20 protein-coding genes and 5 pseudogenes are annotated in these 25775 nt (G+C 59.9%); 3 read left to right on the top strand and 22 right to left on the bottom strand.

Translation table 11 applies throughout. The annotated features are described in order from the left end of the window. Nucleotides 1-2 precede the first annotated feature (2 nt). The 11 genes and pseudogenes from M3A49_RS32355 to M3A49_RS32405 form a co-directional block, all read right to left on the bottom strand. Nucleotides 3-188: pseudogene (locus M3A49_RS32355) on the bottom strand (glutathione binding-like protein); the annotation flags it as partial. A gap of 350 nt (nucleotides 189-538) precedes the next feature. Further along, nucleotides 539-976, bottom strand: a complete 438-nt coding sequence (locus M3A49_RS32360; RefSeq protein ID WP_266232607.1) for a hypothetical protein — start codon at nucleotides 974-976, stop codon at nucleotides 539-541. 345 nt (nucleotides 977-1321) lie between these two features. Next, nucleotides 1322-1450, bottom strand: a pseudogene (locus tag M3A49_RS32365) (SDR family oxidoreductase); the annotation flags it as partial. 211 nt (nucleotides 1451-1661) lie between these two features. Then, complete coding sequence (locus M3A49_RS32370) at nucleotides 1662-3188, bottom strand: UxaA family hydrolase (RefSeq protein ID WP_266232608.1); 1527 nt, start codon at nucleotides 3186-3188, stop codon at nucleotides 1662-1664. Then, complete coding sequence (locus tag M3A49_RS32375; RefSeq protein WP_266232609.1) at nucleotides 3185-4345, bottom strand: mannitol dehydrogenase family protein; 1161 nt, start codon at nucleotides 4343-4345, stop codon at nucleotides 3185-3187. Before M3A49_RS32375 ends, M3A49_RS32370 begins: the two co-directional genes overlap by 4 nt. 31 nt (nucleotides 4346-4376) lie before the next feature. Then, entirely contained in the window at nucleotides 4377-5387 is a 1011-nt protein-coding gene (locus tag M3A49_RS32380; RefSeq protein ID WP_266232610.1) for a zinc-binding alcohol dehydrogenase family protein, read from the bottom strand. A gap of 21 nt (nucleotides 5388-5408) precedes the next feature. Beyond that, nucleotides 5409-6284, bottom strand: coding sequence for an amidohydrolase family protein (locus tag M3A49_RS32385; RefSeq protein ID WP_266232611.1), 876 nt, complete (start codon nucleotides 6282-6284; stop codon nucleotides 5409-5411). Beyond that, on the bottom strand, nucleotides 6281-7297 hold the full coding sequence (locus tag M3A49_RS32390) for an aldo/keto reductase (protein WP_266232612.1): 1017 nt from the start codon (nucleotides 7295-7297) through the stop codon (nucleotides 6281-6283). Before M3A49_RS32390 ends, M3A49_RS32385 begins: the two co-directional genes overlap by 4 nt. 82 nt (nucleotides 7298-7379) lie before the next feature. Further along, entirely contained in the window at nucleotides 7380-8327 is a 948-nt protein-coding gene (locus M3A49_RS32395) for an ABC transporter substrate-binding protein (protein ID WP_266232613.1), read from the bottom strand. A 53-nt stretch (nucleotides 8328-8380) separates the two neighbouring features. Beyond that, entirely contained in the window at nucleotides 8381-9412 is a 1032-nt protein-coding gene (locus tag M3A49_RS32400) for an ABC transporter permease (protein ID WP_254339439.1), read from the bottom strand. Continuing rightward, nucleotides 9405-10955, bottom strand: coding sequence for a sugar ABC transporter ATP-binding protein (locus M3A49_RS32405; RefSeq protein WP_266232614.1), 1551 nt, complete (start codon nucleotides 10953-10955; stop codon nucleotides 9405-9407). Before M3A49_RS32405 ends, M3A49_RS32400 begins: the two co-directional genes overlap by 8 nt. A gap of 231 nt (nucleotides 10956-11186) precedes the next feature. Here M3A49_RS32405 and M3A49_RS32410 point away from each other — a divergent pair, with 231 nt between their 5' ends. Continuing rightward, nucleotides 11187-11912 (top strand): FadR/GntR family transcriptional regulator, encoded by a 726-nt coding sequence (locus tag M3A49_RS32410; RefSeq protein WP_266232615.1) that lies wholly within the window; start codon nucleotides 11187-11189, stop codon nucleotides 11910-11912. Nucleotides 11913-12163: 251 nt separating this feature from the next. On the opposite strand, the gene M3A49_RS32415 is transcribed toward M3A49_RS32410, so the two are convergent. The 6 genes and pseudogenes from M3A49_RS32415 to M3A49_RS32440 form a co-directional block, all read right to left on the bottom strand. Further along, nucleotides 12164-12283, bottom strand: a complete 120-nt coding sequence (locus M3A49_RS32415; protein WP_266232616.1) for an ATP-binding protein — start codon at nucleotides 12281-12283, stop codon at nucleotides 12164-12166. A 219-nt stretch (nucleotides 12284-12502) separates the two neighbouring features. After that, entirely contained in the window at nucleotides 12503-13687 is a 1185-nt protein-coding gene (locus tag M3A49_RS32420; protein ID WP_266232617.1) for an endo-1,4-beta-xylanase, read from the bottom strand. A gap of 265 nt (nucleotides 13688-13952) precedes the next feature. Continuing rightward, nucleotides 13953-14072, bottom strand: coding sequence for a BON domain-containing protein (locus M3A49_RS32425; RefSeq protein WP_266232618.1), 120 nt, complete (start codon nucleotides 14070-14072; stop codon nucleotides 13953-13955). Between the two features lie 392 nt (nucleotides 14073-14464). After that, nucleotides 14465-16050: pseudogene (locus M3A49_RS32430) on the bottom strand (electron transfer flavoprotein-ubiquinone oxidoreductase). Nucleotides 16051-16299: 249 nt separating this feature from the next. After that, nucleotides 16300-16683, bottom strand: a pseudogene (locus M3A49_RS32435) (nuclear transport factor 2 family protein). Nucleotides 16684-16720: 37 nt separating this feature from the next. Then, entirely contained in the window at nucleotides 16721-17656 is a 936-nt protein-coding gene (locus M3A49_RS32440; RefSeq protein WP_266232619.1) for an aldo/keto reductase, read from the bottom strand. Nucleotides 17657-18431: 775 nt separating this feature from the next. Here M3A49_RS32440 and M3A49_RS32445 point away from each other — a divergent pair. Both M3A49_RS32445 and M3A49_RS32450 read left to right on the top strand, forming a co-directional pair. Beyond that, complete coding sequence (locus M3A49_RS32445; RefSeq protein WP_416339054.1) at nucleotides 18432-19991, top strand: MFS transporter; 1560 nt, start codon at nucleotides 18432-18434, stop codon at nucleotides 19989-19991. 12 nt (nucleotides 19992-20003) lie between these two features. Then, nucleotides 20004-20489, top strand: a pseudogene (locus M3A49_RS32450) (HlyD family secretion protein); the annotation flags it as partial. 412 nt (nucleotides 20490-20901) lie between these two features. On the opposite strand, the gene M3A49_RS32455 reads toward M3A49_RS32450, so the two are convergent. The 5 genes from M3A49_RS32455 to M3A49_RS32475 all read right to left on the bottom strand — a co-directional run bounded on the left by M3A49_RS32455 (nucleotide 20902) and on the right by M3A49_RS32475 (nucleotide 25771). Further along, entirely contained in the window at nucleotides 20902-21873 is a 972-nt protein-coding gene (locus M3A49_RS32455; protein WP_266232620.1) for an alpha/beta fold hydrolase, read from the bottom strand. An 11-nt stretch (nucleotides 21874-21884) separates the two neighbouring features. Then, nucleotides 21885-22385 carry a CocE/NonD family hydrolase gene (locus M3A49_RS32460; RefSeq protein ID WP_266232621.1) on the bottom strand — a complete coding sequence of 167 codons (501 nt, stop codon included), beginning with the start codon at nucleotides 22383-22385 and terminating at the stop codon, nucleotides 21885-21887. Between the two features lie 141 nt (nucleotides 22386-22526). Further along, a complete protein-coding gene (locus M3A49_RS32465; protein ID WP_266232622.1) occupies nucleotides 22527-23807 on the bottom strand; it encodes an MFS transporter in 1281 nt (426 codons plus the stop codon). Nucleotides 23808-23919: 112 nt separating this feature from the next. Continuing rightward, nucleotides 23920-24849 (bottom strand): 3-keto-5-aminohexanoate cleavage protein, encoded by a 930-nt coding sequence (locus tag M3A49_RS32470; protein WP_266232623.1) that lies wholly within the window; start codon nucleotides 24847-24849, stop codon nucleotides 23920-23922. 118 nt (nucleotides 24850-24967) lie between these two features. Continuing rightward, nucleotides 24968-25771 carry an SDR family NAD(P)-dependent oxidoreductase gene (locus M3A49_RS32475; RefSeq protein ID WP_266232624.1) on the bottom strand — a complete coding sequence of 268 codons (804 nt, stop codon included), beginning with the start codon at nucleotides 25769-25771 and terminating at the stop codon, nucleotides 24968-24970. Between the last annotated feature and the right edge of the window lie 4 nt (nucleotides 25772-25775).

The following is a 25775-nucleotide window of genomic DNA, read 5'->3' on the forward strand; positions in this document are numbered from 1 at the left end:
GGTCAGTCGAGCTTGACCTCAAAGCCACGTCGTACCGCGGGGCGCTCGAACAGCGCCTCGTACCATCGCGTGACGTCGGGGTAGTCCGCAAGGTCGACCTTGTGCCGCTCGTGTCGCCACGCCCAGCCAAGGATGGAAAAATCCGCGACCGACAACTCGCCGACCACGGACTCGTGGTCGGCGAGCCTTGTGTGGGGTAATCGTACTTCTCGTGCGAATTCTGGCGGTTCAGCTCGAGAAACCTCGACTAGTCAATGACTTGCAGGGCGCCTCAATCGTGCTAAACATGACGGCCTGCAAAGCTTTGCTGCGCGCGGTTCGACGAACACGTGGCGCCATTTTTCGCACCAAAAGTACGATTATCCCAGCTCTAACCGGGTATCGATACGGTGTGGCCAAACAAGCGCTGACAGTTCTGCTGCGTCACGCTCGATGTCGAAAAGCGCAGCGAAGAACGGCTGGGTGTGCCCCGCGACCTGGCTGCTGTGGTTGGCGTGCAGCTCGAAGAACTTACGGCGGGCATGACGTCAAACGTGATCTAAACGTTCCTACCGACGCGCACCTGCAGCCGATAGCAGCTCCCAGATTCGTCGATATTCAATATGCCCAACCGTTTTCGCCGGTCACAGGTGAGTTCGTCGCGCTGGAAATCCAACAAACTTTGCTCCGATATGAGCCGGTACGCCGAACGCTTGCCGTCCCGAAAGGTGGGCAAAATCGCTCGGGTCCATGGGCTCGGGTTGTTGAGTCGGTCGACATATTCCTGTTGCGATAGAGCAGCCAGACTCTCGACGTCGTACATAATCAGATATCGCGTACTCGCATCCGTTTGCACGAAACGCCGTCCGCGGAGAAACCCAGAAATTCCGAGCCTTTCAACCAGATGCTCACGCGTGTGCCAGTCGATGAAGTTCGCGACATCTCCATCTCGCAGCGCGAGTGTCGCACACAGAACGGCGCGTTGTGGCTGATTCATGCTTTCTATCCGATAAAGAAAACTATCAATTCCGGGCTGTGCGAAACGGATGCTTTTGTAAGTGCATATCGCACCGAACGTCGGCGCGCCCGTGATCGGGACGCCCGTCCGCCTTGCGATTGCAACACGCGCGGGACAGCATACGCCCTCGCAACTGCGAATAGGCTGGCCTCCGATCATCTCGTCGACCATTGGCTCGGTGTTGCGAGCGCGTGCATAGCGTGGCGGCGACTTCAGCCTGAATTCCGCTACGACGCATCGGGACGCATTGGTTTTCGGCCAGACGCGCTGTTGGCAGCAGCGTTAGTCACCCTGCATGCCCCCCGCTGAAACCATTGAACGTTGTTAGCGAGCAGTTGCGCCCCCATCAACGGGTAATGCTACGCCAACCACGAAGGAAGCCGCATCGGAGCATAGCCACACGACGGCCGCTGCGATCTCCTCGGGTTGTGATATCCGCCCAAGGGGATTTGCTGGTCAACAATGCGGGAGTCACAGTAAGTTCCATCGCCCGTGTCCGCGCGTCAACAAGCAGCAACAACGCTTCCTGCACAAGTGATTGTTCAAGCGACGACAACCGGAATTCCTGCCATGCTTCCTGGGCCGACAATCCGGATACGCTGCTTTCGATCTGTTCCTCGCAATCCAGCTCCGCTCCCCGCATACCATACCCGGGCATCGCCCGTTACATGATCGCCCCCCGCAGCCAGGGAACGAACTCGCGATCACCGATTCCGTTTTCCTCGCTGCACGTTCGCCTTCCCGATGCGACCTCCAGAATGAACTGGAACAGTTGCATCCCTGCTTCCTCGACGCTCAGACGACCGTCGACGATGTCGCCGCTGTTGAAGTCCATGTCCGGGCGCATTCGCTCGAACAGGTCCGTGGTGGTTGCAATCTTGATAGTGGGAGCCGGCCTGGAACCGAAGACTGAGCCGCGTCCAGTCGTAAAGCAGATCAGGTTAGCCCCTCCCGCTATCTGCCCCGTTGCCGACACCGGGTCGTAGCCCGGCGTGTCCATGAATACGAGGCCGCTTTCAGATACCGGCTCAGCATAGTCGTAGACCGCGTTCAGTACGGTGCCGCCTGCTTTCGAGACTGCTCCCAGTGACTTTTCAAGAATCGTTGTGATGCCACCTGCCTTATTACCGGGCGACGGATTGTTGTTCATTTCGCCGCCATTTTCCGCCGCGTAGCGTTCCCACCACCGCAACTTCGCGAGTAGACGCTCGGCGACGTCATCCGACGCTGCCCGAGCCGTCAGCAGATGTTCTGCCCCGTAAATCTCCGGCGTCTCCGACAGGATTGCGGAGCCGCCATTGCGTGCGATCAGGTCGACCGCCACACCGAGCGCGGGATTGGCGGTGATTCCCGAGTACCCGTCCGAACCGCCGCACTGCAGCCCGATTTTCAGCCGCGCCACAGGTACTGTTGTGCGCACGGCACGATCTGCCACTTCGAGCAGTTCGTGTACGATCGCGACTCCGCGCGTCACCGCCTCGCGGAAACCGCCCGCGTCCTGGATGACGAGCGTTCTGATCGACCCGTCATGGCGCGCTCGCAACGATGCCGCGAGATCCTCGACCTGATTGACCTCGCAACCCAGTCCGACAAACAGCACGGCCGCAAAATTGGGATTGCGCGCATAACCGGCCAGTGTCCGACGCAATAGCGCGATTCCGTCACCGGAGGCCGACATCCCGCATCCGCTCTGGTGCGTAATCGCGACAACACCGTCCACGTTTCTGAAGGCCTCCATGGCTGCCCCCCGGAACGCATCCGCTATCGCATGACAAACACTAGCCGAGCAGTTGACGCTCGCGATAACGCCGATGTAATTGCGCGTTCCTACCTGACCGTCCTGCCGCACGAATCCCTGAAACGTGTCGGAACGGTCGATCTCTGCAGCCCGAAGCGCCGTTTCGTGGCCCGACTGCCCACTCCCATGACGTTCAGGCATGTCGACGTTGTGTACGTGAACGTGTTCGCCCGCAGCGATGTCACATAGCGCAACGCCAATCGTCTGCTGATACTTTGTCACGGACGCGCCGCGGGCGATGTTCCGTATCGCCACCTTGTGACCGGCAGGCACGGGCGTCAGGACCTGAACCTGCTGCCCATTCGTATCGATCTGCGTGCCTGCATCCAGCGCGCGAAGCGCAACTGCAACGTTGTCTTCACGGTGAAGCACCAGAAACGTCTCCACGTTCATGATGCGTGCCTCCCTTCTATAGCGTCCAGGCGGTTCTGCGCGGCCAGCATGCTTCGCAAGCGCGGCTGTGTAGACGTAAGCGACAACGAATCCGCGAGTTCGATCAACGGCTTTATTCGCCGTCTGACCTTTTCTCCGTGATTGGTCGCAATGTCCGCGATACGATGAGCCAGCCAGGGATTGAGCAGCCGGTCGCGCACATTTTCGATGTAGCGCTCCGCGGCACTCTGCAGGCCCAATGCGTCGAACACCGGCAAGACCTCCTCGTGCCAGATTCCCTCGATACCGTCCCGAAGTCGGGGATCGCTCATCGCCACCAGCACCGTTTCGTTCGACGGGCGGCGCTCGTTGATCCACCGATCGGCGAGCCAGCTGTGGCCGAGATTGAGAAAGAAGAGCTTCAGACGCTCATGGGTGCGCAGGTCGTCTGTCACCACAATCTGCTCGTGCACACATGGCAACTCCATGCCCGTACGCCGCTCGACGGCCCATAGTGCATACGGTTCGGCGATTGCGCCGACCGGGTCGATCGGCTCGGACACGATCCGGTCGACCAGTGAGTTCACCCAGACGCAGCTATGCTGCAGATACCCGATAAACGTCGCCGGCATTCCCCATCGCCGTGCCACGCCGAGCACGATATCGCGAAGCGTGTTGCCATTGTTTTCGACAAGTTCGCAGGGAAAGATCGACACACCATCATCGGGACGCACCTGCCAACGTGCATGCAGGAGAACCAGCAGCTTCACCGGAAAGCTGTGCGGCACCTGTTCGTCGCCAACAAGCATGTCCGCCGAATCCCGGTCGTCAAGCCGGTAACCGGCATCGCCCGTGTTCGAGACAATGACCCGCACCTCTTCGATCGTCACGTGGCGAATGTCCGCCCAGTCGAGATCGGCGACCCAGGCCTTCTGGACGGCGTGGCAATCGACGACGCGATCGACCGCCACACTGCCTTCCCTGCCCCGAATGCGGACCGGATAACTGCGTGCATGCGCAAGCGCGGCAATACGCGCCCGGCTCGACGGATTGCCCGTGGTCTGCACAACGCCGATTCCGCCAATCGCGTCGCCGCGCTCGAGAGCCTGCGATACGAAAAAGGCGACATGGGCCAGGAGAAACCGGCTGGTGCCGAACTGAAGAATGGGTGTGCTCATGCTGCCTGTCCTGATTGCTTCGCCATGTAATTCAACATTCGACCAACGCCTTGACAACGGTCTGCCCGGGTCCCAGCAATCGCGGAAATGCTTCGGGCACCTCGTCAAGGCGCATGCGATGCGTATTCAACGCCTGGTCAGGAATGCGGCCCGAACGCATCGCCTCCAGCACGGTTTCGAAGTCGGCGGCGGTAGCGTTGCGGCTTGCAAGCAACGTGGTCTCGCGCTTATGAAATTCCGGATCGGAGAATGTCACCTGACCCGGCACGATCGAGATGAGGGTGTATTTGCCGCCATGCGCGACGAAGGCAAAGCCGCGGTTCATCGCATCGATGTTGCCGGTCGCGTCAAAGACCGCGTCAAAAAACTCGCCATGCGTGAGCGATGCGAGTTGCGCCACGTCGTCCGGGCCCACCGCGACCGTTGCATCGACGCCCATATGCAACTTGCAGAATTCAAGGCGGTCCGCGCGCGTGTCCAGACAAACGACCGTGGCACCGCGCAGCCTGGCAAAGATCATCGCAGCCATGCCAATCGGGCCAGCCCCAACCACCAGCACCCGTTGACCGGGCGACACATCGGCACGCCGCACGGCATGTGCGCCGATGGCAAGAAATTCGAGCATGGCCGCCTGATCGAGCGACACCCCTTGCGCCTTGTGCACGAACTGCGCAGGCACGCTGAGATACTCGGTCAGTGCGCCATCGCGATGCACACCCAGCACCTGGATGTTGACGCAGCAGTTCGTCTTGCCTTGACGGCATGCGACGCAGTGTCCACACGACAGATAGGGCATGACGTAGACGCCGTCGCCAGCCGCGAACCCCGAGTCAGGATCCGCCTCGACGACCACTGCGGACAGTTCATGACCCATTACGCGCGGGTATTGGAGGTAGGGTTGACTGCCGGTAAAAATATGCAGATCGGTACCGCAAATCCCGACACGGCTGACCCGCATCAGTACTTCGCCGTCACCCCGCGCGGGTAATTCACGCTCCTCGGCGCGCAGTACCCCGGGTGATTCGCAGATCACGCTAAGCATGTTGATATCCTCTCGATCAGGTCAGGTATGGTGACTCGGTGTGCCAATCCGGTAAAAACGGCTCGCGTTACCACCAAAAATGTCGGCGAGCGCAGCAGATCCAAACCAGCTCTCGCAGTCTGCCTCGCATGCGGCCAGCCACTCGCTGTAGCTTGTGCAACCGGTAGCAAGACGAAGCACGGGCCAGTCGCTACCCCACATCAATCGTTGTTGACCGAACAAATCCGCGAGGACACGGACATACGGCCGGCTACGCTCGCGGAACGCGTTACCATCAACCAACGCGCCTGCCTCGGTCCACAGACCGGATAGCTTGCAATGCACATTTGGCAGGCTCGCGAGCCGAACCATCTTTGGCAGCCATGACTCCAGTTCGTCCATCGCAATATTCGGCTTTGCCCCATGGTCTATGACGATCGGCAGATCGGGATAACGCAGCGCAAATGCATGCAGCGAATCGAGATGACGCGGCATCACCAGGGCATCGAAGCGAAGCTGGTGCGCCAGCATCGCCTCAACCGCGACATCCAGTGCGGGATCGTCGATCCACGCGTCGTCAGACAGGTCCTGAAGCATCGGGCGCAGGCCGCGAGCCTTTGGGTGGGCCGCAAATCGCGCGACACGGCCCGCCGCATCCACCGCCTTGAGGTCGACCCAGCCGACGACCGCCCGCACAGACTCAGTCTGCCCGGCAAGGTCAAGCAGATATTGCGTGTCTTCCTCGACAGGCAATGACTGCACAAGCACGGTTCCGTCGATACGGCCTGCGTCGAGTTCCGGCGCAAGATCTTCGGGGCCGAAGTCCCGATAGATCGTGACCAGTTCGCGTGGAGGCCAGTGACCGGCTCGTGCTCCGATGCGCCAGTAGTGCTGGTGTGCGTCGATGCGCGGGGTCATTGACGACTCCCGGGGACGGGCGCATCTGCGGCGATCAGTCCTTCCTGGCCAAGCGCGCCCCAGAAGTCCGCCGGCACGGGTTGTTCGAGCCACGTGATGTTCTGCTGCAGCTGGGAAACGCTACGCGCACCGATCACGCAGGAAACGACAGCGTCATGCGCGAATGGAAACTGCAGCGCCGCTGCAGGAAGTGGAACATTGAAGCGCTCACATAGAGCAGAAAGGCGACGCACCTTACCGACGACTTCGGCTGGCGCTTCCGAATAGTTGAACTTGCCGTTGCCAGCGAGTATGCCGGAATTGAATACCCCGCCCACGACGACGCCTGTGCCAAAGCGGGTGCAGCGATCGAGCAGCGGCTCCAGCGCACCCTGTTCGAGCAAGGTGTACCGGCCGGCCAGCAGAATGACGTCGAGCGACGCTTCGTTCAATGCATCAACGGCGACTTCCCACTCGTTGACGCCAAGACCGACGGCGCGTACTTCGCCGCCCGCGCGTAGCTCTTCGAGCGCGCGAAACCCACCGCCGGCCGTGAGCTGGCTCCAGTAGTGCGTATGTCGATCACCGTGGGTCAGGCTGCCGATGTCATGGACATACAGGACATCGATGCGCGCGAGGCCGAGGCGCTGCCGGCTGTCTTCGTACGAGCGCATGATGCCCTCGTAGCTGTAGTCAAACACAGGGCGAAACGGCAACGGTTCAGCCCAGCCATCCTCACCGGGCTGGACGCCGACATCGGGGCGCATCAAACGACCTACTTTCGTGCTCAGCGTGAAAGCGTTGCGCTGGCGCGCCGCGAGTGCCTGCCCGACGCGCCGCTCAGAGAGCGTATAGCCGTAATACGGCGCGGTATCGAAGTAGCGCACGCCTGCGGACCAGGCTGCGTCGAGCAATGCGCAGGCATCGGTGGCCGACATGGCACGGTAGAGGCCGCCGAGCTGGGAGCAGCCAAGGCCAAGCCTGGTCAGTTCGAGGCCACTGCGCGGTAAGGCGCGTTTTTCGGAAGCATTCATAAACCGGGGAGGCAGGTGTCAGGGGAATACCGTGAAGGCTCCCTGCGACGAGCCAGATGGCTTCGTCGCAGATCGGCCACCATCAGTAGAGGACGTTCTTCGCTTCCTGGGAGTCGAGGTTCGGTTTGTCGACCATGACTACACCGGTATCGACCAGCTTCGCGACGGGCTTGTGTTCGATGACGCCGACCACCGTCTGGATTCCCTTGTTCCCCATCTGCCACGACCCCTGAACGGCGATCGCCTGGATGGTGCCGTCGCGAACGAAGCCTTGCAGATCCTCATTGCCATCGAAACCGACCGCCACCAGCTTGCCAGCCTTGCCCGCCTGCTTGAGCGCGCGTCCCATGCCAACCGCGGTCGGTTCGTTCGCGCCGAAGATGCCTTTCAGATCCGGATTCGCGGACAGCACATCGGTTGTCTGGTTCAGTGCTGTCGCCATCTGCGACTGCGAGTAGTAAGGTCCGACAATCTGCAGCTTCGAATGGGCCGCGATGTATTTACGGAAGCCGCCTACCCGGCCAACTTCCGACCCGGCGCCGGGCACGTACGACATGACTGCAATTTTGCCCGTCTGTCCTACGCGAGCGATCAGTGCCTGGGCACACAGTTCGCCCGCCTTCTCGTTGTCGGTCGAGAGGAACGACTGGTAATACGGTTTGCCCGAGTCCGAGATTGCCGAGTCGATCAGCACCACCGGGATATGTGCTTCCCAGGCTTTCTTGATGGCAGGCACGAGAGCGTCAGGATCGGAAGGCGCCAGCACGATACCTGCCACGTGCCGGTTGACCGCGTTCTCGACCATGTTCACCTCGTCGGCGATGTCCGACTCGGCGGCCGGCCCCTGGAAGGTCATCGTATAGCCCTTCGTTTCTGCAAGCGCCGCGTTCGCGCCCTTCTGGACGTTCTGCCAGTAGTTCGAATTTACCGTCTTGACGATCACGGCGATCTCGCCGCCTGCAGCATAGGCGCCGGTACTGAACGCTGCACACAACATCGCCGATACCGTCAGCAGGGATAGCTTTCGCATGTCTCGCTCCTCTCTTGTGGTTGAACTTCGTGTGGTGGTTGAACTTCGTGTGATTACCGCTTGCGATTTCGCAACTGGTCGATCCAGACGGTGCCGAGAATGACGACGCCGATGATGATCTGCTGGATGAAACTCGATACGCCGTTCATGTTGAGCCCGTTGCGCAGGACGCCGATGACGAACGACCCGATCGCTGTTCCCGAGATCGTCCCCACACCGCCCATCAGCGAAGTGCCGCCGATGACCGAGCTGGCAATCGCGTCGAGCTCGTACATGACACCCTCGTTGGGCTGCCCGGTGACGAGTCGGGACATCAACACACAGCCCGTCACTCCAGCCATGGCGCCGGAGAGGACGTACGTGAAAAGCGTCACTCCCTGAACGTTCACGCCGGAAAGCCGCGCTGCTTCCGCGTTCGAGCCCACCGCGTAGATGTGGCGGCCAAGCGAGGTCTTTGACAGCAACACGGAGACTGCGACGAACAGGAAGATCATGATGACGACCGGATAGGGGATACCCGGAAACGTTGTGTCCGGAAATCCGTCTGCGCCAATATGGGAGACGCGAAGCAACGCCCCGTTTCCGAGTGCTCCAAACGCGTCACCCAGATCTGAAACCGGACGCGCGCCGGTGATCTGCAGCGCCAGACCCCGCGCGACGAGCATCATGCCCAGTGTCGCAATGAACGGCGGCAACCCCATACGCGTCACGCAGATTCCGTTGACGGTCCCGCACAGCGCGCCGACCAGTACCCCACACAGCATCGCGACCGGCACGGGCGCGCCAGCCTTTGTCAGTAGTGCTGCGGAAACTCCCGCGAGTGCAAGAACGGAGCCGACCGAGAGGTCGATGCCGCCGGTTATGATGACACACGTAGCCGCTACGCCCAGGTAGGCGATGGACGTCACCTGCAGGCAGACGGTCATCAGGTTGCCGACCGAGAAGAAGGCCGAACTCGTCACAGAAAATGCCGCCAGGAGCACGACCAGGCTGCCCAATGCAGCAAACTTCTGGATAAGGTCGCGGCGCCGTTGCTGGGCCGTCTGCCTCGCGGCCTGGGTCGAATCTGATGTCATTTCAAGCATGGGTGCGCCCCGAAGCGTAGTGCATGATTTCCTCCTGACTGGTATGTGCGGTTTCGAGAACCGCAGTCATGCGGCCCTCGTGGAAGACGGCGATCCGGTCTGTCATGCCGAGCAGTTCGGGCAACTCCGAACTGATCAGGACGACCCCGACGCCCTCGGCGGCGAGCCGGTCCATCAACCCGTAAATGGCGAACTTCGCCCCAACGTCGATACCGCGTGTCGGCTCGTCGAAAAAGAGGATCTTTGAGCCACGATAGAGCCACTTGCCGATCACGACCTTTTGCTGGTTGCCGCCGGAAAGATTGCGTACGATCTGATTGACCGATGGCGTCCGGATCGCCAGCTCCTTGACGTATCGCTCGGCGATCTGTTGCTCCTCCCGAAAGCGCAGGAAACCCGTGCGTGATGCAATGGCGCGCACATTTGCCAGCGTGATGTTCGCGGCAACCGGCATCATCAGGGCGAGGCCCTCCCTCTTCCGGTCTTCGGACAGATAGGCGAGCCCGTGCCGGATGGCCTCTCTCGGTGAGCGGATGCTCACCGGCTGACCATGAAGCGTGATCGTTCCGCTATCCAGCCTGTCAGCGCCGAAGATTGCGCGCGCAACCTCGGTGCGGCCAGCGCCCATGAGGCCGGCAAATCCGAGAATCTCGCCTCTGCGCAGCTCGAATGAGACCGGGCCGAAGACACCGTTGCGGTGCAGATCCTTCACGCTCAGCAGCACCTCTTCGGAAGGAGACGATTGCCTAGCCGGATAGGCGTCCTCAAGCGAGCGACCGACCATGTGCGCAACGATATCGTTGACGCTCAGCGCAGCGAAGTCATCGGTCGAGATGTGGCGGCCATCGCGCAGAACCGTCACGCGATCGACAATGTGCGCCATCTCGTCGAGCCGATGCGAGATGTAGAGAATCGCCACGCCCGCAGCGCGTAGTTCCTTGATGATCCTGAATAGCTGGACCGTTTCCGATTCCGTGAGGGACGACGTCGGCTCGTCCATGATCAGTACCTGAGCGTCGAGCGAAAGCGCCTTCGCGATTTCGACCATCTGCTGCTGCGCGATCGAGAGCGTCCCGACCAGCGTCGTGGGCGCCACATCCAGCCCGATGCGTGCAAGACAACGCGTTGCATCCGCGTTAAGCCTGCGCGTATCGACGAAGGGTCCGCGTTTGGGCTCGCGTGCCAGATAGAGGTTTTCCGCCACGCTCAGATGCGGCACCAGGTTCAGTTCCTGATGGATGATCGCGATGCCTGCGGTCTGCGCTTCGGAAGTCGAGAGGAACTGCACGGCCTCGCCGCGATAGCGGATCACACCGACGTCCGGACCGTATTGCCCGCTGATGATCTTCATCAGCGTGGACTTGCCCGCCCCGTTTTCGCCGCAAATGGCGTGGACCTCTCCGCAGCGCAGATCGAGGTTGATGCCATCGAGTGCGATCACGCCCGGGAAGCGCTTTCCGATACCTTCAAGGCGAAGGATCTCCTCGTTTGGTGGCTTATGGAGTTCTGCATCCAGGCTGGGCAGCCCGTTGGGCACGCTCATCTCGTCTCCTTTGAAATGGCCGACCTGGCTTCGCGCTGGTCAGTCCAATTGAGACGGATTAGACGGTAAACTCAGTTATTGGTCAAGCCAATATGATTTTCGTTAACTGGTCTTACCCATAAGGAAAACCCTGGGACGGGCGCAATCGCTTGTCCCACGGTACTTCAGCCGAAATGCTAGACTCTATAGGCCGTTCAACTTGTCGGCAGCTGGCAGGCACCGAACCTCATCGTGAAATCAACAGAACCCAAGCGGCTTTACCAATCCATCGCTACCCAGATCCTCACATTGATTCGTCAGGGTGAATTCCCGGCGGGGGAGCGTCTACCACCAGAGCGGGAACTAGCCATCAAGCTCGGCGTCTCGCGGCCCTCGTTACGTGAGGCGCTTATTGCACTGGAGATCGGTGGCAAGGTCGAGATCCGTGTCGGATCCGGCGTCTATGTGCGTGAGACAGGTATCGATGATGAGAGCGCGGTGGGATCACTTGGCGATAGTCCGTCCGAACTCATGCAGGCGCGCGCTGCGATCGAAGGCAGCGTAACGGTGCTCGCCGCAGCGCGCATGACCGCCGCCACGCTCGATCGCCTGCGTCGCTCGATCGAGCGGATGCGCAGACTTGCAGCAGCGGGCAAATCCCCCGTTGAAGCGGACCGGCAATTCCACATGCTGATCGCGGAGGCTGCGGGGAACTCCGTGCTCAGTCGCTTTGTGGGCGAGTTGTTCGACAGCCGCCACGATCCAATCGCGGCCGCCATGCGCGGTCACACAGAAAGCCCTCAAACCTGGACCGAAGCGGTACGCGAACATGAAGAGGTCCTGAGGGCCTTGCAGGCTGGCGATCCTATCGCGGCGCAGACAGCGATGCGTGCTCATCTCAAGGCTTCCGGGGAGCGATGGATAAGCGGTGCGCTGAAAAAAGGTTCAGATACAGGGCAAGCAAGTGAAAATACATAGCGGGCCTCGGTACCCGCGAATTCGCTCGACTTCACGCTGAAGATCCTCTGCATTAAGGGATCCTGCGCAATGCCGTCGGCACCTGACCGCCACGAGTGCCCCTATCGCTTGTCTCGCTGTGCTCACTGCCAGGTAGGTCCGTGCGGTTGCGCCTGCTTCTAGGGAAGTAATCCCGCCAAACTCGATGTTGTGAGCGGCGGTCTCAATTTCACGCGAAACGGGCGGTTTGAAACTCACGGCACTAAGCAGCATCAAGCGGAGAGTTCGGGGTCCCACTGGTCTTTCATGCGATAGCTCCTGCCTTCGATCACGACGGTCTTGGCATGATGCATGACGCGATCGAACAGCGCAGAGGTCAATGACTGAACCATTGGCCTCTTACGGTCTGACGCGCAAATGTCGGTTCGCAAAGCGATGTCAGCAGGTGTTTGATTTGAAAGGCAACTTATGCAGGGCCACAAGACGGGCCCGCGCTAGACCTAGATGCGCCTAACCGGAAACATGCGCGAAAATCAAAGGCACACCCCGCAGACCGACTTCGGGCGCGGCGGCTGGCTCAAGCGGATCGCGTCAAGGCGTGATGAATAGCCTTACGGCTGCCACGACGAATCGGCTATTGCCCAGAACGCGGCTTTCGGTTTCAGGTTCGCGTCGAATAGCAGCGGCAGATTGGTACGCGGCACCGGTATCGAGCTCAGCCACGTGTGCTTGTCCGAATAGCCCCAGAAGGTGACGGCCTTGATGCTTGGCTCGTGCTCGAACAGATCGAACACCGCGCGATACCGCTGCGCCTGCGCACGCATCACGTCGTTCGGCACCGGCTGGCCGACATCGGGCAAACACGCAGGCGGATGGCTCCAGCATGCACCCGGGTCGCTGTAGAGACTGACATCGAGTTCCGTCACCTGGTTTTCGAGTCCGAGGGCGGCGACGTCGTCGAAAGCCTGCTTCATATTTTGCAGCGGCGGCCAGTTGATGCTGATATGCATTTGATGCCCGACGCCATCGATCGGCACGCCCTGAGCACGCAAATCGCGTATCACGGAGAGCAGCTTCGCGCGCTTGGCCGCGTCGTCCGTGCTGTACTCGTTGATATAGAGCTTGACGTCAGGGTCGGCCGCACGCGCGGCGCGGAACGCAATTGCAATGTAATCCTTGCCGAGCGCGCGATACCACGGGCTGTCTTCGCGATAGACCTGATGCGGGTCGTCGCTGATGACTTCGTTCACGACGTCCCATGCATAAACCTTGCCGCGAAAATGCGTGACGACATCGGTCACATAGCGTTGGAGCCGTGCCGCGACGATATCGCGGTAATGCGGATCTTTGACGTCGCCTGTAAAGAACCAGTCCGGCGCCTCGGTCCATTCGCCGCTCCTGTAATGCCACACCAGCGTGTGCCCACGCACGGCTAGGCCATGCGCCTGCGCGAATGCCACGATCTGGTCGGCCGGCGCGAAGTTGTACTCACCTGCGGCCACGCCTATCGTGCCCGGTTTCATTTTGTTCTCGGCGGTCAGGCTCGAGAACTGGACGGCCAGCAGCGCGGCGTCGGCGGGACTGTCGATGGAATCGGGTTCAATTGCGGCGCCTACCTTGAAATGCGCGGCCATCACGCTTTTCAGTTGCGGCACTGCCTGCGTGGGTGCGGCTGCGAGCGGCAATCCATCGCGGGTGGCAGCCGTTTGGTTGTACGCGCAACCTGAGATCGACGCAATCGTGAGCAATGTGACGCCTGCGTACAGTGCACGCAAGGCGATCCCCGATGGACGCATTCCCGTCTCCTTATAGTGGTGTGCCTGGCCAGAAAGCATGTTTGCGTACCATGCAACGTTACCGGTAACGTCGTGGGATGTTAAACACCGAACTTCAAGGTTGCCATGCGGGGTTTACCTGACGCACGCGAGGTGCAGCGGCGGGCTTTGACGAGAGAACGCATGAGGAGGCGGGGAGAGACCGGGCTGAGAGACCAAAGAGTCATCCCATCCCGGCTGTGAGAGGCCAAACAATGGTTTATTTTTCTGACCGTCGCAATTGATCTCACCGTCCATGGGCGAGCCACCTGATGTCTACGGACGTGACGCCCGCGACCGAAGCCGCGGTTCGTTCGGCTAGCGCTACTTGGTCATGCTCAGGCACCCATCCGAGCAGCGTGACCACGCCTGAAGTCCGGCAGCAAGTCTTCCGGTCCTGGTCAAATCACCCTGACGCGCCATCGCGGTGAGCGCCACGCCACCGCGACGAGTTGACGTTGAGCCGGCCGTCCGCGCCGAGTGGCTCCCGGCGAGTGAGCACGAACTAGGCACAAGCGCCTCGCCGTCATCGACTCCCACAAAAAATATTGCGGCCCAGGCGGGATTCGCTGTAGCTGGTCAGTTGCTCTACTTCGCTATCCTAAAGCTCTGAGGTTGATCATTAGATTTATTTTAAATAAAGTACCTCCGCGTAAATCATGTCAGAGTCGTGTCGGAGATTCGCGCTTGCTCAGCGCCGCAGAAGCCTCCACCGCCGAAACCGTCGCTGCTGACAAAGGTCAATGAGAGAGCAAACCTTCACATGTTCGGATAGTTCGGGCCGCCGCCGCCTTCGGGCGTGACCCACACGATGTTCTGCGTCGGGTCCTTGATATCGCAGGTCTTGCAGTGCACGCAGTTCTGCCCGTTGATCTGCAGACGATCTTCTTCCTGCTCGTCTTTCACGAACTCATACACGCCTGCGGGGCAAAAGCGCGCCTCGGGGCCTGCGTATGTCGTGAGGTTGATGCCGACCGGCACCGACATGTCCTTGAGCGTAGGGTGCGCGGGCTGGTTCTCTTCGTGGTTCGTGTTCGAAATGAACACCGAGGAGAGCCGGTCGAACGTGAGCTTGCCGTCGGGCTTCGGATACTCGATCGGCTTGCACTGCGAAGCGGGCTTGAGCATCTCGTGGTCGCGATGCTGGTGATGCAGCGTCCACGGCACATTGCCGCCCAGCAGCTTCTGCTCGATGCCCACCATCAGCGTGCCCAGGTACAGGCCCTTGCTCATCCACTGCTTGAAGTTGCGCGCCCTGTACAGCTCCGTGTAAAGCCACGACTGCCTGAACGCTTCCGGGTAAGCCGCGAGCTCATCGCTCTGGCGGCCTGCCTGCACGGCTTCGAATGCCGCATCCGCGGCCAGCATGCCGGTCTTGATCGCCGCGTGGCTGCCCTTGATACGCGAGGCGTTCAGGAAGCCCGCGTCGTCGCCCACGAGCGCGCCGCCCGGGAACACGAGCTTGGGCAGCGACATCAGGCCGCCCGCCGTGATCGCGCGCGCGCCGTACGACACGCGCTTGCCGCCTTCGAGGTACTTGCGGATTTCCGGATGCGTCTTGTAACGCTGGAATTCCTCGAACGGCGAGAGATACGGGTTCTGGTACGCCAGACCCACGACAAAGCCCACCATCACCTGGTTGTGGTCGATGTGGTACAGGAATGAGCCGCCGTAGGTGTCCGATTCGAGCGGCCAGCCCGCGGTGTGGATCACGAGGCCGGGCTGGTGCTTCGAGGGATCGATCTCCCACAGTTCCTTGATGCCGATGCCGTAGACCTGCGGATCCGCATCCTTGCCGAGCTTGAACTTCTCGTTCAGTTGACGGCCCAGGTGCCCGCGGCAGCCTTCGCAGAACAGCGTGTACTTCGCGTGCAGCTCCATGCCGAGCTGGAAGTTCCCGGTAGGCTCGCCGTCCTTGCCGACACCCATGTTGCCGGTGGCGACGCCCTTGACCGAGCCATCGTCGTTGTAGAGCACTTCAGCGGCCGGGAAGCCGGGGAAGATTTCGACGCCCAGCGCCTCGGCCTGCTGGCCCAGCCAGCGCGTGACGTTCGCGAGGCTGATGACGTAGTTGCCGTGGTTCTTGAAGTTGTCGGGCAGTGCCCAGTTCGGCACAGATTTAGCCCCCGTTTCGGAAAGAAAAAGGAACTTGTCCTCGGTCACGGGCACGTTCAGCGGTGCGCCTTGCTCTTTCCAGTCCGTATCAGCTCGTTCAGGGCACGCGGATCCATGACCGCGCCCGAGAGGATATGCGCCCCGATTTCCGAGCCTTTCTCCAGCACGCAAACGCCGACTTCAGTGCCTTTCTCCGCGGCCAGCTGCTTCAGGCGGATCGCGGCAGACAGCCCGGGGCTAAACGATGTCTTTTATGCCTCAGCCATCATCATGATTGTCATCATCCCGCTGATCTGGATCACCAAGCCGAGCTGAGGAGGCGGTGCCGGTGCCGCCGCCGCGAGCGCCGCACACTGAGGTGCGCGTCAACCTGTGCATCCACGGGTGGGGTCATCGACCGCTTCCGTTTGCCAGCCCGCAGTCTTGAATTTCGGGTCCCCTTCTACCCTTCCTGAGGTATATCTCGCCGCAACGCGAAATCACACGATCTGCCGAACCCATTGACTCCGCCAACCCGGTTCCTCAAAGGGATCCGAAAAATACTGAGTCTCGTGAATAACCTTGCCGGCGCGGAACTCCATGACGCTCACCACACACGTCACTCATCCCTTATAGTCAATCGTATATTCCGTGATCCAGAGATCACCTTCCCCTTGAGTCCGCCGGACATTGAAACCCGATGGCTTATCCGGATGACGACTCCGAAACGCCTGCAAATTGCTCCGTCCAATGATTCGCTCGCCTGATTGGGGATAGTCGCAGATGGCATTGTCATCGTAGATGTCATGTTCCACGTCGAGATCCCCGGCCGCCGACGCGTGCCAGTGTGCATCCAGGGCTTCGCGGATTTTGGCTTCCGGCATCACCTACGTCCTCACACGGTTCACGTTTCACCATCGCTTACGTTGCGGAGAGGAAGCCCCCGCTGCCGGTTTTGACGACGTCGTTGAATCTCCGCCTGATCTGAATCCGATTGATCTCGTCAAACGCGCCAACCGGAAGGGCAGAGATGTCGAAATTCTCCCGCGCGCGTGCCGCAGTCTTGGGGGTAGTAAGTAACGCCCCGCCACGCTGCACCGCCCAGGCAAGCAGTACCTGTGCTGGCGTCTTGCCAATTTCCTCGGCAATCCGGGAGACGACTGGGTCCTCAAGCGGCCCGGGCCTGATTCCATGACCCAGCGGTGCAAAAGCCAGAAACACGATGTCTTTCTCCTTGCAGAATTCCAGAAGTTCCGTTTCTGGAAGATACGGATGTGCTTCGACCTGCACCACCGAAGGCTTGATTCTCGCCGCTTCGTAGAGGGGCCGCAATTCGTCCAGGAGGATGTCAGACAGTCCAATGGCGCGGCATTTACCTTGATCGACGAGATCTTCCATCGCCTTCCACGTGCCGAGCAAAGTCACACCTTTATCGTAGATGACATCGCCGTTTTCATCGCGCGGGTCCTGTTCATCCCCTGGCTGAAACGCGAACGGAGTGTGTATTAAATAGAGATCAAGATAGTCGAGTCCAAGCCTGCCAAGACTCGCCTCGAAAGCCGGTTCGACACGCTCGGGCCGATGATTGTTATTCCACATTTTTGTGGTCACAAAGACGTCTTCGCGCGCAATCCCTCCCGCAGCAAGTCCTCCCCGCAGAGACTCGCCCACCTCACGTTCGTTCCGATATCGCTCGGCACAATCGATGTGACGATATCCGGTCTCCAGCGCGGCTTTGGTAGCACTGACAGTAGTAGCTCCATCGGGAATCAGCGTGCCAAATCCGAGCGCGGGCATACGCCCGCCTCCGTGATTAAGCTGTAACTTTTTGCTCCGGAAATCGAAAGAATCAATCATGGCGACACCTCCGCACTACTTCATGTCCTGCGACGAAGCACCGACGCCTCGGGCTGCAATTGTGGCGCCAGAGGTCCGACAACCTGAACAGCATGCCTCGACTTAGCCACGCCTTTCGGTCGCCACTTGAGGTCTTCGCACGCATGCTCGAGGCCCTGACACATACCTCATCAACCCTCCACTAAGCCGTTGCACTTCGGCTTTGAAGCCGCGCTGTGTATGGGCGCCAATGTAGGCTGCATCCGCGCCGTTGCAATGCTGCTTCCACTGCGCCGCTTTCTGACAACATGTAAACGCGGTCACCGCTCGGGTGGGTCATTCGCGCCCGAGCAACTGGAATCCTGCAAACGCACCATTACAATTCGTATACCTCATTACTCTGCGAACCGACTCATCGGCGTCAGTGGGTGCGCATCTTGATTGTACCCACTGCCCGTTCGGCGGTACGCAGTCTGTTACCCGAGTGGAAAACGATCATTTCCAGGTGGACGCGTTGCCCCTGTAGCCGTGGTGACATTGACCAGATTTGTGATGGTATGGACTAGTACGCGAACTTTGTTAGCTGTAAGAAAGCGGACCCGTCTCCTAGAATGAGATGAATCCATTGCGCGGCAGCGATACGTGAGTGAACCGGTTCGAACGACGGTGGGAAAAACCATAGGGTTATTGGACCAGGTTCTTTCGCGGCGCATCCGTGATCTTCGCGAGCAATGCGCGTGAGAGGAAGACTTCCCGATCCAATACCCCATAAACACTGGTAGCCTCGCAGACGCTTATGAACCCCGCCAAGCCACGGACAACTGGAACGGCAGAACCGAAGCTCGCACACTCGCCAGAGCCGGTTTCCGCACGGGAGGCAGAGACTTCCGTACAGCAAACGTCCAACGAAGCCGAGCTGCCACTTCGCCTTGCTATCGGCCTGATCGGAATGCTGCTGGCGTCGCTACTGGCAATATTGAACGAACAGGTCACCGCAGTGGCGCTAGCTGATATTCGCGGCGCGTTCTCGATTGGAAATGACGATGGGACCTGGCTGACCACGCCCTTCGAGGCTACGAACGTAGCCACGATGGCATTCGCTCCGTGGTTTGGGATGACGCTCACGTTGAAGCGATTTACGATCGGCGCCGTGCTGGCCGTGATGTTGCTTGGATTCCTCTGCCCCTTTGCGCCAAACCTGCTTACGCTATATGTGTTGCGTACGCTGCAAGGCGTAGCCGGCGGATGTCTGCCGCCGATGTTGATTATCGTAGCGCTTCGATATCTCCCCCCGAAAGTCAAGTTATATGGACTCGCGGGATACGGACTCACCGCGACCTTCGGACCGGCGCTCGGCACGCCTCTCGCAGCCGTATGGACGGAATACGTCAGCTGGCGAATGGCATTCTGGCAAATCTTGCCGCTTGGCATCGTATGCTGTGTGGCGATCCAGCAGGGGCTTCCGCCAGATCCGCTCAAACTCGAACGGTTCCGTTCATTTAACTGGAGTGGCTTCATACTGGGATACCCCGCGATAGCCATGCTCGTCATTGGTCTTCTACAGGGTGATCGCCTCGATTGGCTGAATTCCACGTTCATCTCCACGATGTTTTGTGGCGGAGCGCTGTTGTTTGTGGCGTTCCTTATCAACGAGTGGTTTCGTCCACTGCCGTTTTTCAAGCTTCAACTGCTTGCCCGCAGAAACTTCGCGCACGGACTTCTGACGCCGGTAGGCGCCGTTATGCTGCTGGTTGGCGTCGCCACTATACCTGGCCAATATCTCGCGCAAATCCACGGTTACAGGCCGCTGCAAACCACGCCGCTATCTTTGCTCGTCGCGCTTCCCCTATTGATTGCGCTGCCTGCGACCGCTGCCCTCCCGAACCTCCGGCAGGTCGACCACCGCTGGGTCATGGCCATTGGACTGTGCCTGATGGCCACCACGTGCTTTTTGGGGACTTTCATGACCTCCGAGTGGGTTCGCGAGAGCTTTTACTGGCTTCAGTCGTTACAGATCGTTGCGCAACCCATGGTGATCATGGGGATCCTGATGGGCGTCACGACAGGCTTGGCTCCAACGGATGGGCCGTTTGCCTCGGCTATGTTCAATACGCTCAAAACATTTACTGGTGCCGCGGCACCCGCTCTCATTGAAGGGCTGGGTACTACGCGCGAGCATTTTCATTCGAGCATGCTCGTGGACCGCTTAGGCAACAACGCGCTGATGACGGGCCAAAGCATCGACGCAGTTCATGGTCTCGGTGAACTCGCACACCGGATCCACGAGCAGGCCGTAGTACTGACATCGGCGGATATCTATCGCGAGATGGCCGGCACGTCGCCCTCTTCCCGCTAAGCGATGGTATCTATGTCATTTGTCACTCAACTTCCTCGCAAAACAATTCGCCTTGCCGCGTATGTGGTCATACTCGCCGTCGTCATATGGGCTGGCATAAGGCTATTTGACAACCCAAATAGCGAGACCACCAATGATGCCTATGTAACAGCCGATTTCACGCTGATAGCGCCGCGTGTTGCCGGCCAGCTTTCAGAGGTACTCGTCGAGGACAACCAGCAGGTAAAAGCCGGACAGTTGATGGTGCGTATCGACGACCGCGATTTCCGCGCCGCATTGATGAGTGCACAAGCCGACGTGGCGGCAGCCAAGGCATCGGTTGCGAACTACGACGGCGAGATCGCGCGGCAACCCGCGCTTGTCGACCAGGCGCGCGCCACACTACGCGCAGATGACGCGACGCTCGAGTTCGCGCGAGAGAACGCCTCACGCTACCGGAATCTCTCGGAAGCGGGCGCAGGAACAACCCAGGAGCAACAGCATGATTCAAGCGCGATGGACGGTACGTCGCATAGCAACCTTGATTACAGGACCTCGTGTGTATTGCTTCAATAGTCTCCTGGTATGCTTTTCATAAACCAAAGGACAGCCCCCCGCGAATCAGCCTTTGTTCGAGCACCTGAGACAGTCTCACGCGATGTGGCAAGAGCGGGTCGCGTCGCGCCAGTCAATCGTGGCGGTCGTCGACGCGGCCGTTCGACCACGCTAGCCGGAAACGCGCGATAGAACGCATTGGCGCTCGTGACGGCGGGATCGCGCGTCGCCGGATACAACATGTGTGACGAAGTGACGGTACGGGTCCGTCCATGCATCATCTCAGTGTCCTGCGAAGAGGTCTCCGGGCTTTAGATTGTGAGACGCGACCCGACTCCTTTGGATGAACGCGAGCTTGTGACGGCTGCGATATCCGTCACAGATTCGCCGCCTGAAGTACCGCATCGGCGAAAGCCGTGGGCGCCTCCTGCGGCAGATTGTGGCCGATACCGCCACCGATCGTCCGATGCAGGTACTTGCCGTTGAATTTTTTGGCGTACGCCGCGGGATCGGGATGCGGTGCGCCGTTCGCGTCGCCTTCGAGCGTGATGGTCGGCACTGAAATCGCCGGAGCTTCGGCGAGGCGCTGTTCGAGCGCATCGTACTGCGTCTCCCCTTGCGCGAGACCGAGACGCCAGCGGTAGTTGTGGATCACGATCGCCACATGATCCGGATTGCGGAAGGAGGCGGCGGAACGTCGAAACGTCTCCTCATCGAACTGCCATTTCGGCGAGGCGAGTTGCCAGATAAGCTTGTTGAAGGCATCGAGATTTGCCGCGTAACCGAGCGCGCCGCGTTCTGTGGCGAAGTAGTACTGGTACCACCACTGCAGTTCGGAAGCAGGTGGCAGCGGCTTCCTGTTCGCCGCCTGACTGCCGATCAGATAGCCGCTCACGGAGACCAGCGCTTTCACGCGCTCGGGCCAAAGCGCGGCGATGATATCGGCAGTGCGCGCACCCCAGTCGTATCCGCCGAACACGGCCTGCTGAATCTTGAGCGCCTCCATCAGCGCGACGGTGTCGACCGCGGTGACGACTTGCTGGCCATTGCGTGGCGTATCGGCGGAAAGAAAACGCGTGGATCCGTAGCCTCGCAGGTATGGAATGATCACGCGATAACCCGCCGACGCGAGCAGCGGCGCCACTTCGATATAGCTGTGGATATCGTACGGCCAGCCATGCAGCAGCATCACGACAGGACCATCGGCCGGGCCACTTTGTGCATAAGCGATATTCAGCGGGCCGGCTTCGATCTGCCGAATTGAGGTGAAAGTCGCACCGCCGCTCGACGGCTTGGCGGGCGACGTCGGTTGTGCTCTGGCGCGACCGACGATGCCCCACTCGTCCATGCCGATTATCGCTATTGCGGCGCCGAGGGCCCGGCGGCGTTGATGGCGTAGTACGAAATTCCGTTGATCCCGACTTTGCCGTTGCACCAGGGCTGGATTGCCGCCCATTCGATGCACTCGTAAAAATCCTGAAGCTCTCGTGGGGACAACAAATCGATTTTTCCGGGACTCCGCCCGGAGCCGCGTCCGTCGACGCGGATGCAAACGTAACCGTCCGGCACCCACTTCTCAGGGTCCACGAGCTCCCAGTTCTGGAACGTGCAGGTTGAGCCCTTTGTAATTTCCGGATAGGCGGCTACCATCGCATCCCAGCTGCTCTTGTAGCCTTCCTGAAACGCTACCCCCTTTCCGTATGGCCCGTAGGTGATGATGGCTGGGTAGTGGCCGTCCTCTTGCGGAAGAAAGACGTCAGCGCGAAGAACCGTGCCGTCGTCCATTTCGATCGACACGTCGCAGACGACTCGCATTCCGAAGAAGGTTTGGGTTTTGCCCATTTCGAAGCTATTGGTCACGTTACAACTCCGATCACGTTGAAAGGCGTCGCAGCAGATATACGGCGATCACGACGGCGCCACTGGAGAAAATCACGAATCCGATCGCCTGACGCGCAAGCGTGCGAACACACAGGCGAAGCGTAAAGCGCCTTCGGCTCCTCACGCGCCGTGGCCCGATTTCAAGCGATGATCTGCCATCGTCAACGAATTTTTTGGCTCGCGAATATCTGGAAGGAGACGGGTCAGTACGGCTGCCATGAAAAAGCCAAGGCCGCAAAGGCCAATGGCTATCGAAAGCGACCAGGTATGCCCGACGCTCCCGAACAGGAATGGTGAGAAAGCCGAAACGCCGCGGCCGACGTTGACACAGAATCCACTGCCAAGGCTGCGCACGTGCGTCGGATAGAGACGCGGAAAATAAGCGCCGAATAATCCGGGAAACGCGAAGAAAAGAGCCATGACCGGACCCAGCCAGAAGAGAAGCACGGGATCCCGCACCGATGCATAAATTGGGAGCATCACCGCGGAGCCAGCAAGCGAAATAAATAGCGCATTGCGGGGCCCCAGATGATCAGAGACATAACCGAACAATTGGTACCCGATAAACATGCCTATGTTGAGAACGGAAATGTTCCAGGCCATCGCCGAGCCGCTCAGCATCCGCTCCTTCACGAGATATGTAGGGAGCCACGTGCTGGCTCCCCAATAAGCGGTAAAGCCGGCGGCGGCGGTCAACGTCCCAATGATGGTTTGAGCTTTGAGCTCCCCCCGAAAGATCGCAGCGAGAAGAGATCGATTGGAATACGTATCGGATTTCGCAGCGACATGCCTTTTTGCGCGCCACTCATTCGACTCCGGAACACACAGCCAGATATACGGAATCAGAAGGAGCGAGCCGCCTCCAAAAAGAAACACGAAGTGCCATCCGTGCGTTCTCAGGAAGCTTGTCAGCGTCAGCGCTGCCGCCATGACGCCTATCGGCCATGCACTCAGCACGAACGTAATCGCCCGGCCACGCGTTCTAGCTGGCCATGATTCGCTGACTAGCGCGGATATAACTCCCCATACGCCGCCGAGACCCAAGCCGGCGAGGAAGCGAAGGATCAATACATCAGTCCAATTTCTGGAAAAATAGATTGCGAAGGTAAATATGCCAAAGATTGCGATACTCATTATGAGGGCCACTTTCCGCCCGCATCTGTCCGAGAAAACGCCGATCAGAACACCGCTGAATCCCACACCAACCATTCCCGCTGTTCCAAGGAGGCCAGCGACCTCAAGGGAAATGCCAAATTCCTTCATAATAAAAGGAATGGTGAGGGCAAGCAGCATGAAATCTATCGCGTCAAAACCATAGCTCAAGAAGGATGCGATAAGCGTATGCCACCTCTGGGCCGCACTCGCACCCGCCGTATTGAATTGATCTGGATTGCTCTGCATTCCATGTCTCCGACGTCATCGAACGACGTTATCTTTTCGTCGATTCTCGCTGCTAAAACTAGTCAGGTAACCGCTCCCTTTCTCTACCCAGCCACTGACGTAATACCCGTCATCAGAACGCGACCTTGTCGCTACCCTTGAGCTGGAGCAGCGCGCGCGCATCACCAGGCGTCGCGATCTCCATGCCTAGCGCTTCGATGATCTGGCGGATGCTGTGTACCTGCTCGGCGCTCGAGGTGGCAAGCTGGCCGGGGCCGGCCCACAGGCTGTCTTCCAGCCCAACCCGCACGTGTCCACCCATCGCCGCAGCCATGGCAGCAATAGGCAACTGGTAGCGACCGGCGCCGAGCACCGACCATTGATAGCTGTCGCCAAACAGGCGGTCCGCGGTGCGCCGCATGTGCATGACGTCGTCTGGATGGCCGCCGATCCCGCCCTGCAGGCCGTACACCGTCTGGATAAAGAGCGGCGCCCGGACCAGTCCGCGATCAAGGAAGTGTTTGAGGTTGTATAGATGCGCGGTGTCGTAGCACTCGAACTCAAAGCGCGTGTCATTCACCGAGCAGGTCGTCAGGATGTGCTCGATATCGGCGAAGCTGTTGCGGAAAATGATGTCCCGGTTGGAAAGGTACTCGCGTTCCCAAGGGTGGCGTAGTTCCTTGAAGCGGTCCAACATGCCGAACAGGCCGAAGTTCATGCTGCCCATGTTGAGGCTCGCGAGTTCGGGTCCGTGTACGGCCGCAGGACGTACACGCTCCTCCACAGTCATGGTCGGAGCCGCGCCCGTGGTGATGTTCACCACGCAGTCGCTGCGTTGCTTGATCACCTTCAGGAAGGGCGCGAAGGCTTCTGGCGACTGGTCGGGGCGGCCGTCCGCGGGGTTGCGCGCGTGCAGGTGTACGATGGCCGCCCCAGCCTCTACCGCGCCGATCGCGGCATCCGCGATCTCCTCGGCCGTGACCGGCAGGTACGGGGACATGCTCGGCGTATGGATGGCGCCCGTCACGGCGCAACTGATGATAACTTTTCTCTTCGTGGCCATAGCGTGGCCTCCTTACTCATGCTTGGGAGCCGGAAAATATCATCGTCCACTCCCGTCTGATTTTCGCAATGCTCCGTGACCAGGCCGCTACCGTGCGGGGCGTGCCAGGGCTGACGTTTTACTGCGCGGTCGCGCCACCATCGACGCGAAGACTTGTGCCGGTCACGAGTCCTGCGGCGGGAGAGGAAAGGTAGACCACCGCCTCCGCTACATCCTCAGGCTGTGCTACGCGCCCCATCGGAATGGTCGCCAGAGCGAAGGCGCGATAGGCATCGTCCTCGAAGAATGGCGCCGTCATCGGCGTCTCGACGATCGTGGGCGCCACCGCATTGACGCGAATGCCCGCGGAAGCAAGGTCAATCGCCATGGCTTTCGTGAGCCCCTCGATCGCATGCTTGGTCATGCAGTAGACAGCGCGCTTCGGGCCGCCGACATGGCCCATTTGTGAAGAGATATGCACGATGCTCCCGCCTCGTCCAAGTTCGAGCATGCGAATGGCCGCCGCCTGGGAGACAAGAAAGGCCGCTCGAACATTGAGGTTCAGTAGATGATCCAGCGTTGCGACATCGACTTCGGGCAATGGCTGTAACCGGTTCGTGCCGGCGTTGTTCACCAGGCCATCAATGCGCGGCAAAGCGCGGATGCGCGCCGGGAAATCCTCTGCCGCGACATCGGCGACCATGGTCCGGATTCGGCCTTGCGGTGCTGTTTCCGCCAGGGCAACGAGATCGGAATCAGTCCGGGAAACGGCGATGACTTCTGCCCCCGCTGAGGCGCAGGCGAGTGCACAGGCTCGTCCAATGCCCCGACCCGCTCCTGTCACAAGAATGGTCAATCCGCTCAACGGTTCAGCACGGTTCAGGCGGGACATTGGCGCCAATTCAGTAATTTCGGAGTGCGACATATCTATATCGTCCTTCAATTCA

The sequence above is a fragment of the Paraburkholderia sp. CNPSo 3076 genome (genome assembly GCF_026343935.1).
Lineage (GTDB): Bacteria > Pseudomonadota > Gammaproteobacteria > Burkholderiales > Burkholderiaceae > Paraburkholderia > Paraburkholderia nodosa.

Coding starts and splice junctions, on each gene's coding strand:
- M3A49_RS32455 (WP_266232620.1), bottom strand. CDS start 21,873: ATGGACGAGTGGGGCATCGTCGGTCGCGCCAGAGCACAACCGACGTCG.
- M3A49_RS32370 (WP_266232608.1), bottom strand. CDS start 3,188: ATGAACGTGGAGACGTTTCTGGTGCTTCACCGTGAAGACAACGTTGCA.
- M3A49_RS32440 (WP_266232619.1), bottom strand. CDS start 17,656: ATGATTGATTCTTTCGATTTCCGGAGCAAAAAGTTACAGCTTAATCAC.
- M3A49_RS32400 (WP_254339439.1), bottom strand. CDS start 9,412: ATGCTTGAAATGACATCAGATTCGACCCAGGCCGCGAGGCAGACGGCC.
- M3A49_RS32385 (WP_266232611.1), bottom strand. CDS start 6,284: ATGACCCCGCGCATCGACGCACACCAGCACTACTGGCGCATCGGAGCA.
- M3A49_RS32390 (WP_266232612.1), bottom strand. CDS start 7,297: ATGAATGCTTCCGAAAAACGCGCCTTACCGCGCAGTGGCCTCGAACTG.
- M3A49_RS32375 (WP_266232609.1), bottom strand. CDS start 4,345: ATGAGCACACCCATTCTTCAGTTCGGCACCAGCCGGTTTCTCCTGGCC.
- M3A49_RS32465 (WP_266232622.1), bottom strand. CDS start 23,807: ATGCAGAGCAATCCAGATCAATTCAATACGGCGGGTGCGAGTGCGGCC.
- M3A49_RS32470 (WP_266232623.1), bottom strand. CDS start 24,849: ATGGCCACGAAGAGAAAAGTTATCATCAGTTGCGCCGTGACGGGCGCC.
- M3A49_RS32405 (WP_266232614.1), bottom strand. CDS start 10,955: ATGAGCGTGCCCAACGGGCTGCCCAGCCTGGATGCAGAACTCCATAAG.
- M3A49_RS32420 (WP_266232617.1), bottom strand. CDS start 13,687: ATGCGTCCATCGGGGATCGCCTTGCGTGCACTGTACGCAGGCGTCACA.
- M3A49_RS32445 (WP_416339054.1), top strand. CDS start 18,432: ATGAACCCCGCCAAGCCACGGACAACTGGAACGGCAGAACCGAAGCTC.
- M3A49_RS32380 (WP_266232610.1), bottom strand. CDS start 5,387: ATGCTTAGCGTGATCTGCGAATCACCCGGGGTACTGCGCGCCGAGGAG.
- M3A49_RS32415 (WP_266232616.1), bottom strand. CDS start 12,283: ATGGTTCAGTCATTGACCTCTGCGCTGTTCGATCGCGTCATGCATCAT.
- M3A49_RS32395 (WP_266232613.1), bottom strand. CDS start 8,327: ATGCGAAAGCTATCCCTGCTGACGGTATCGGCGATGTTGTGTGCAGCG.
- M3A49_RS32360 (WP_266232607.1), bottom strand. CDS start 976: ATGAATCAGCCACAACGCGCCGTTCTGTGTGCGACACTCGCGCTGCGA.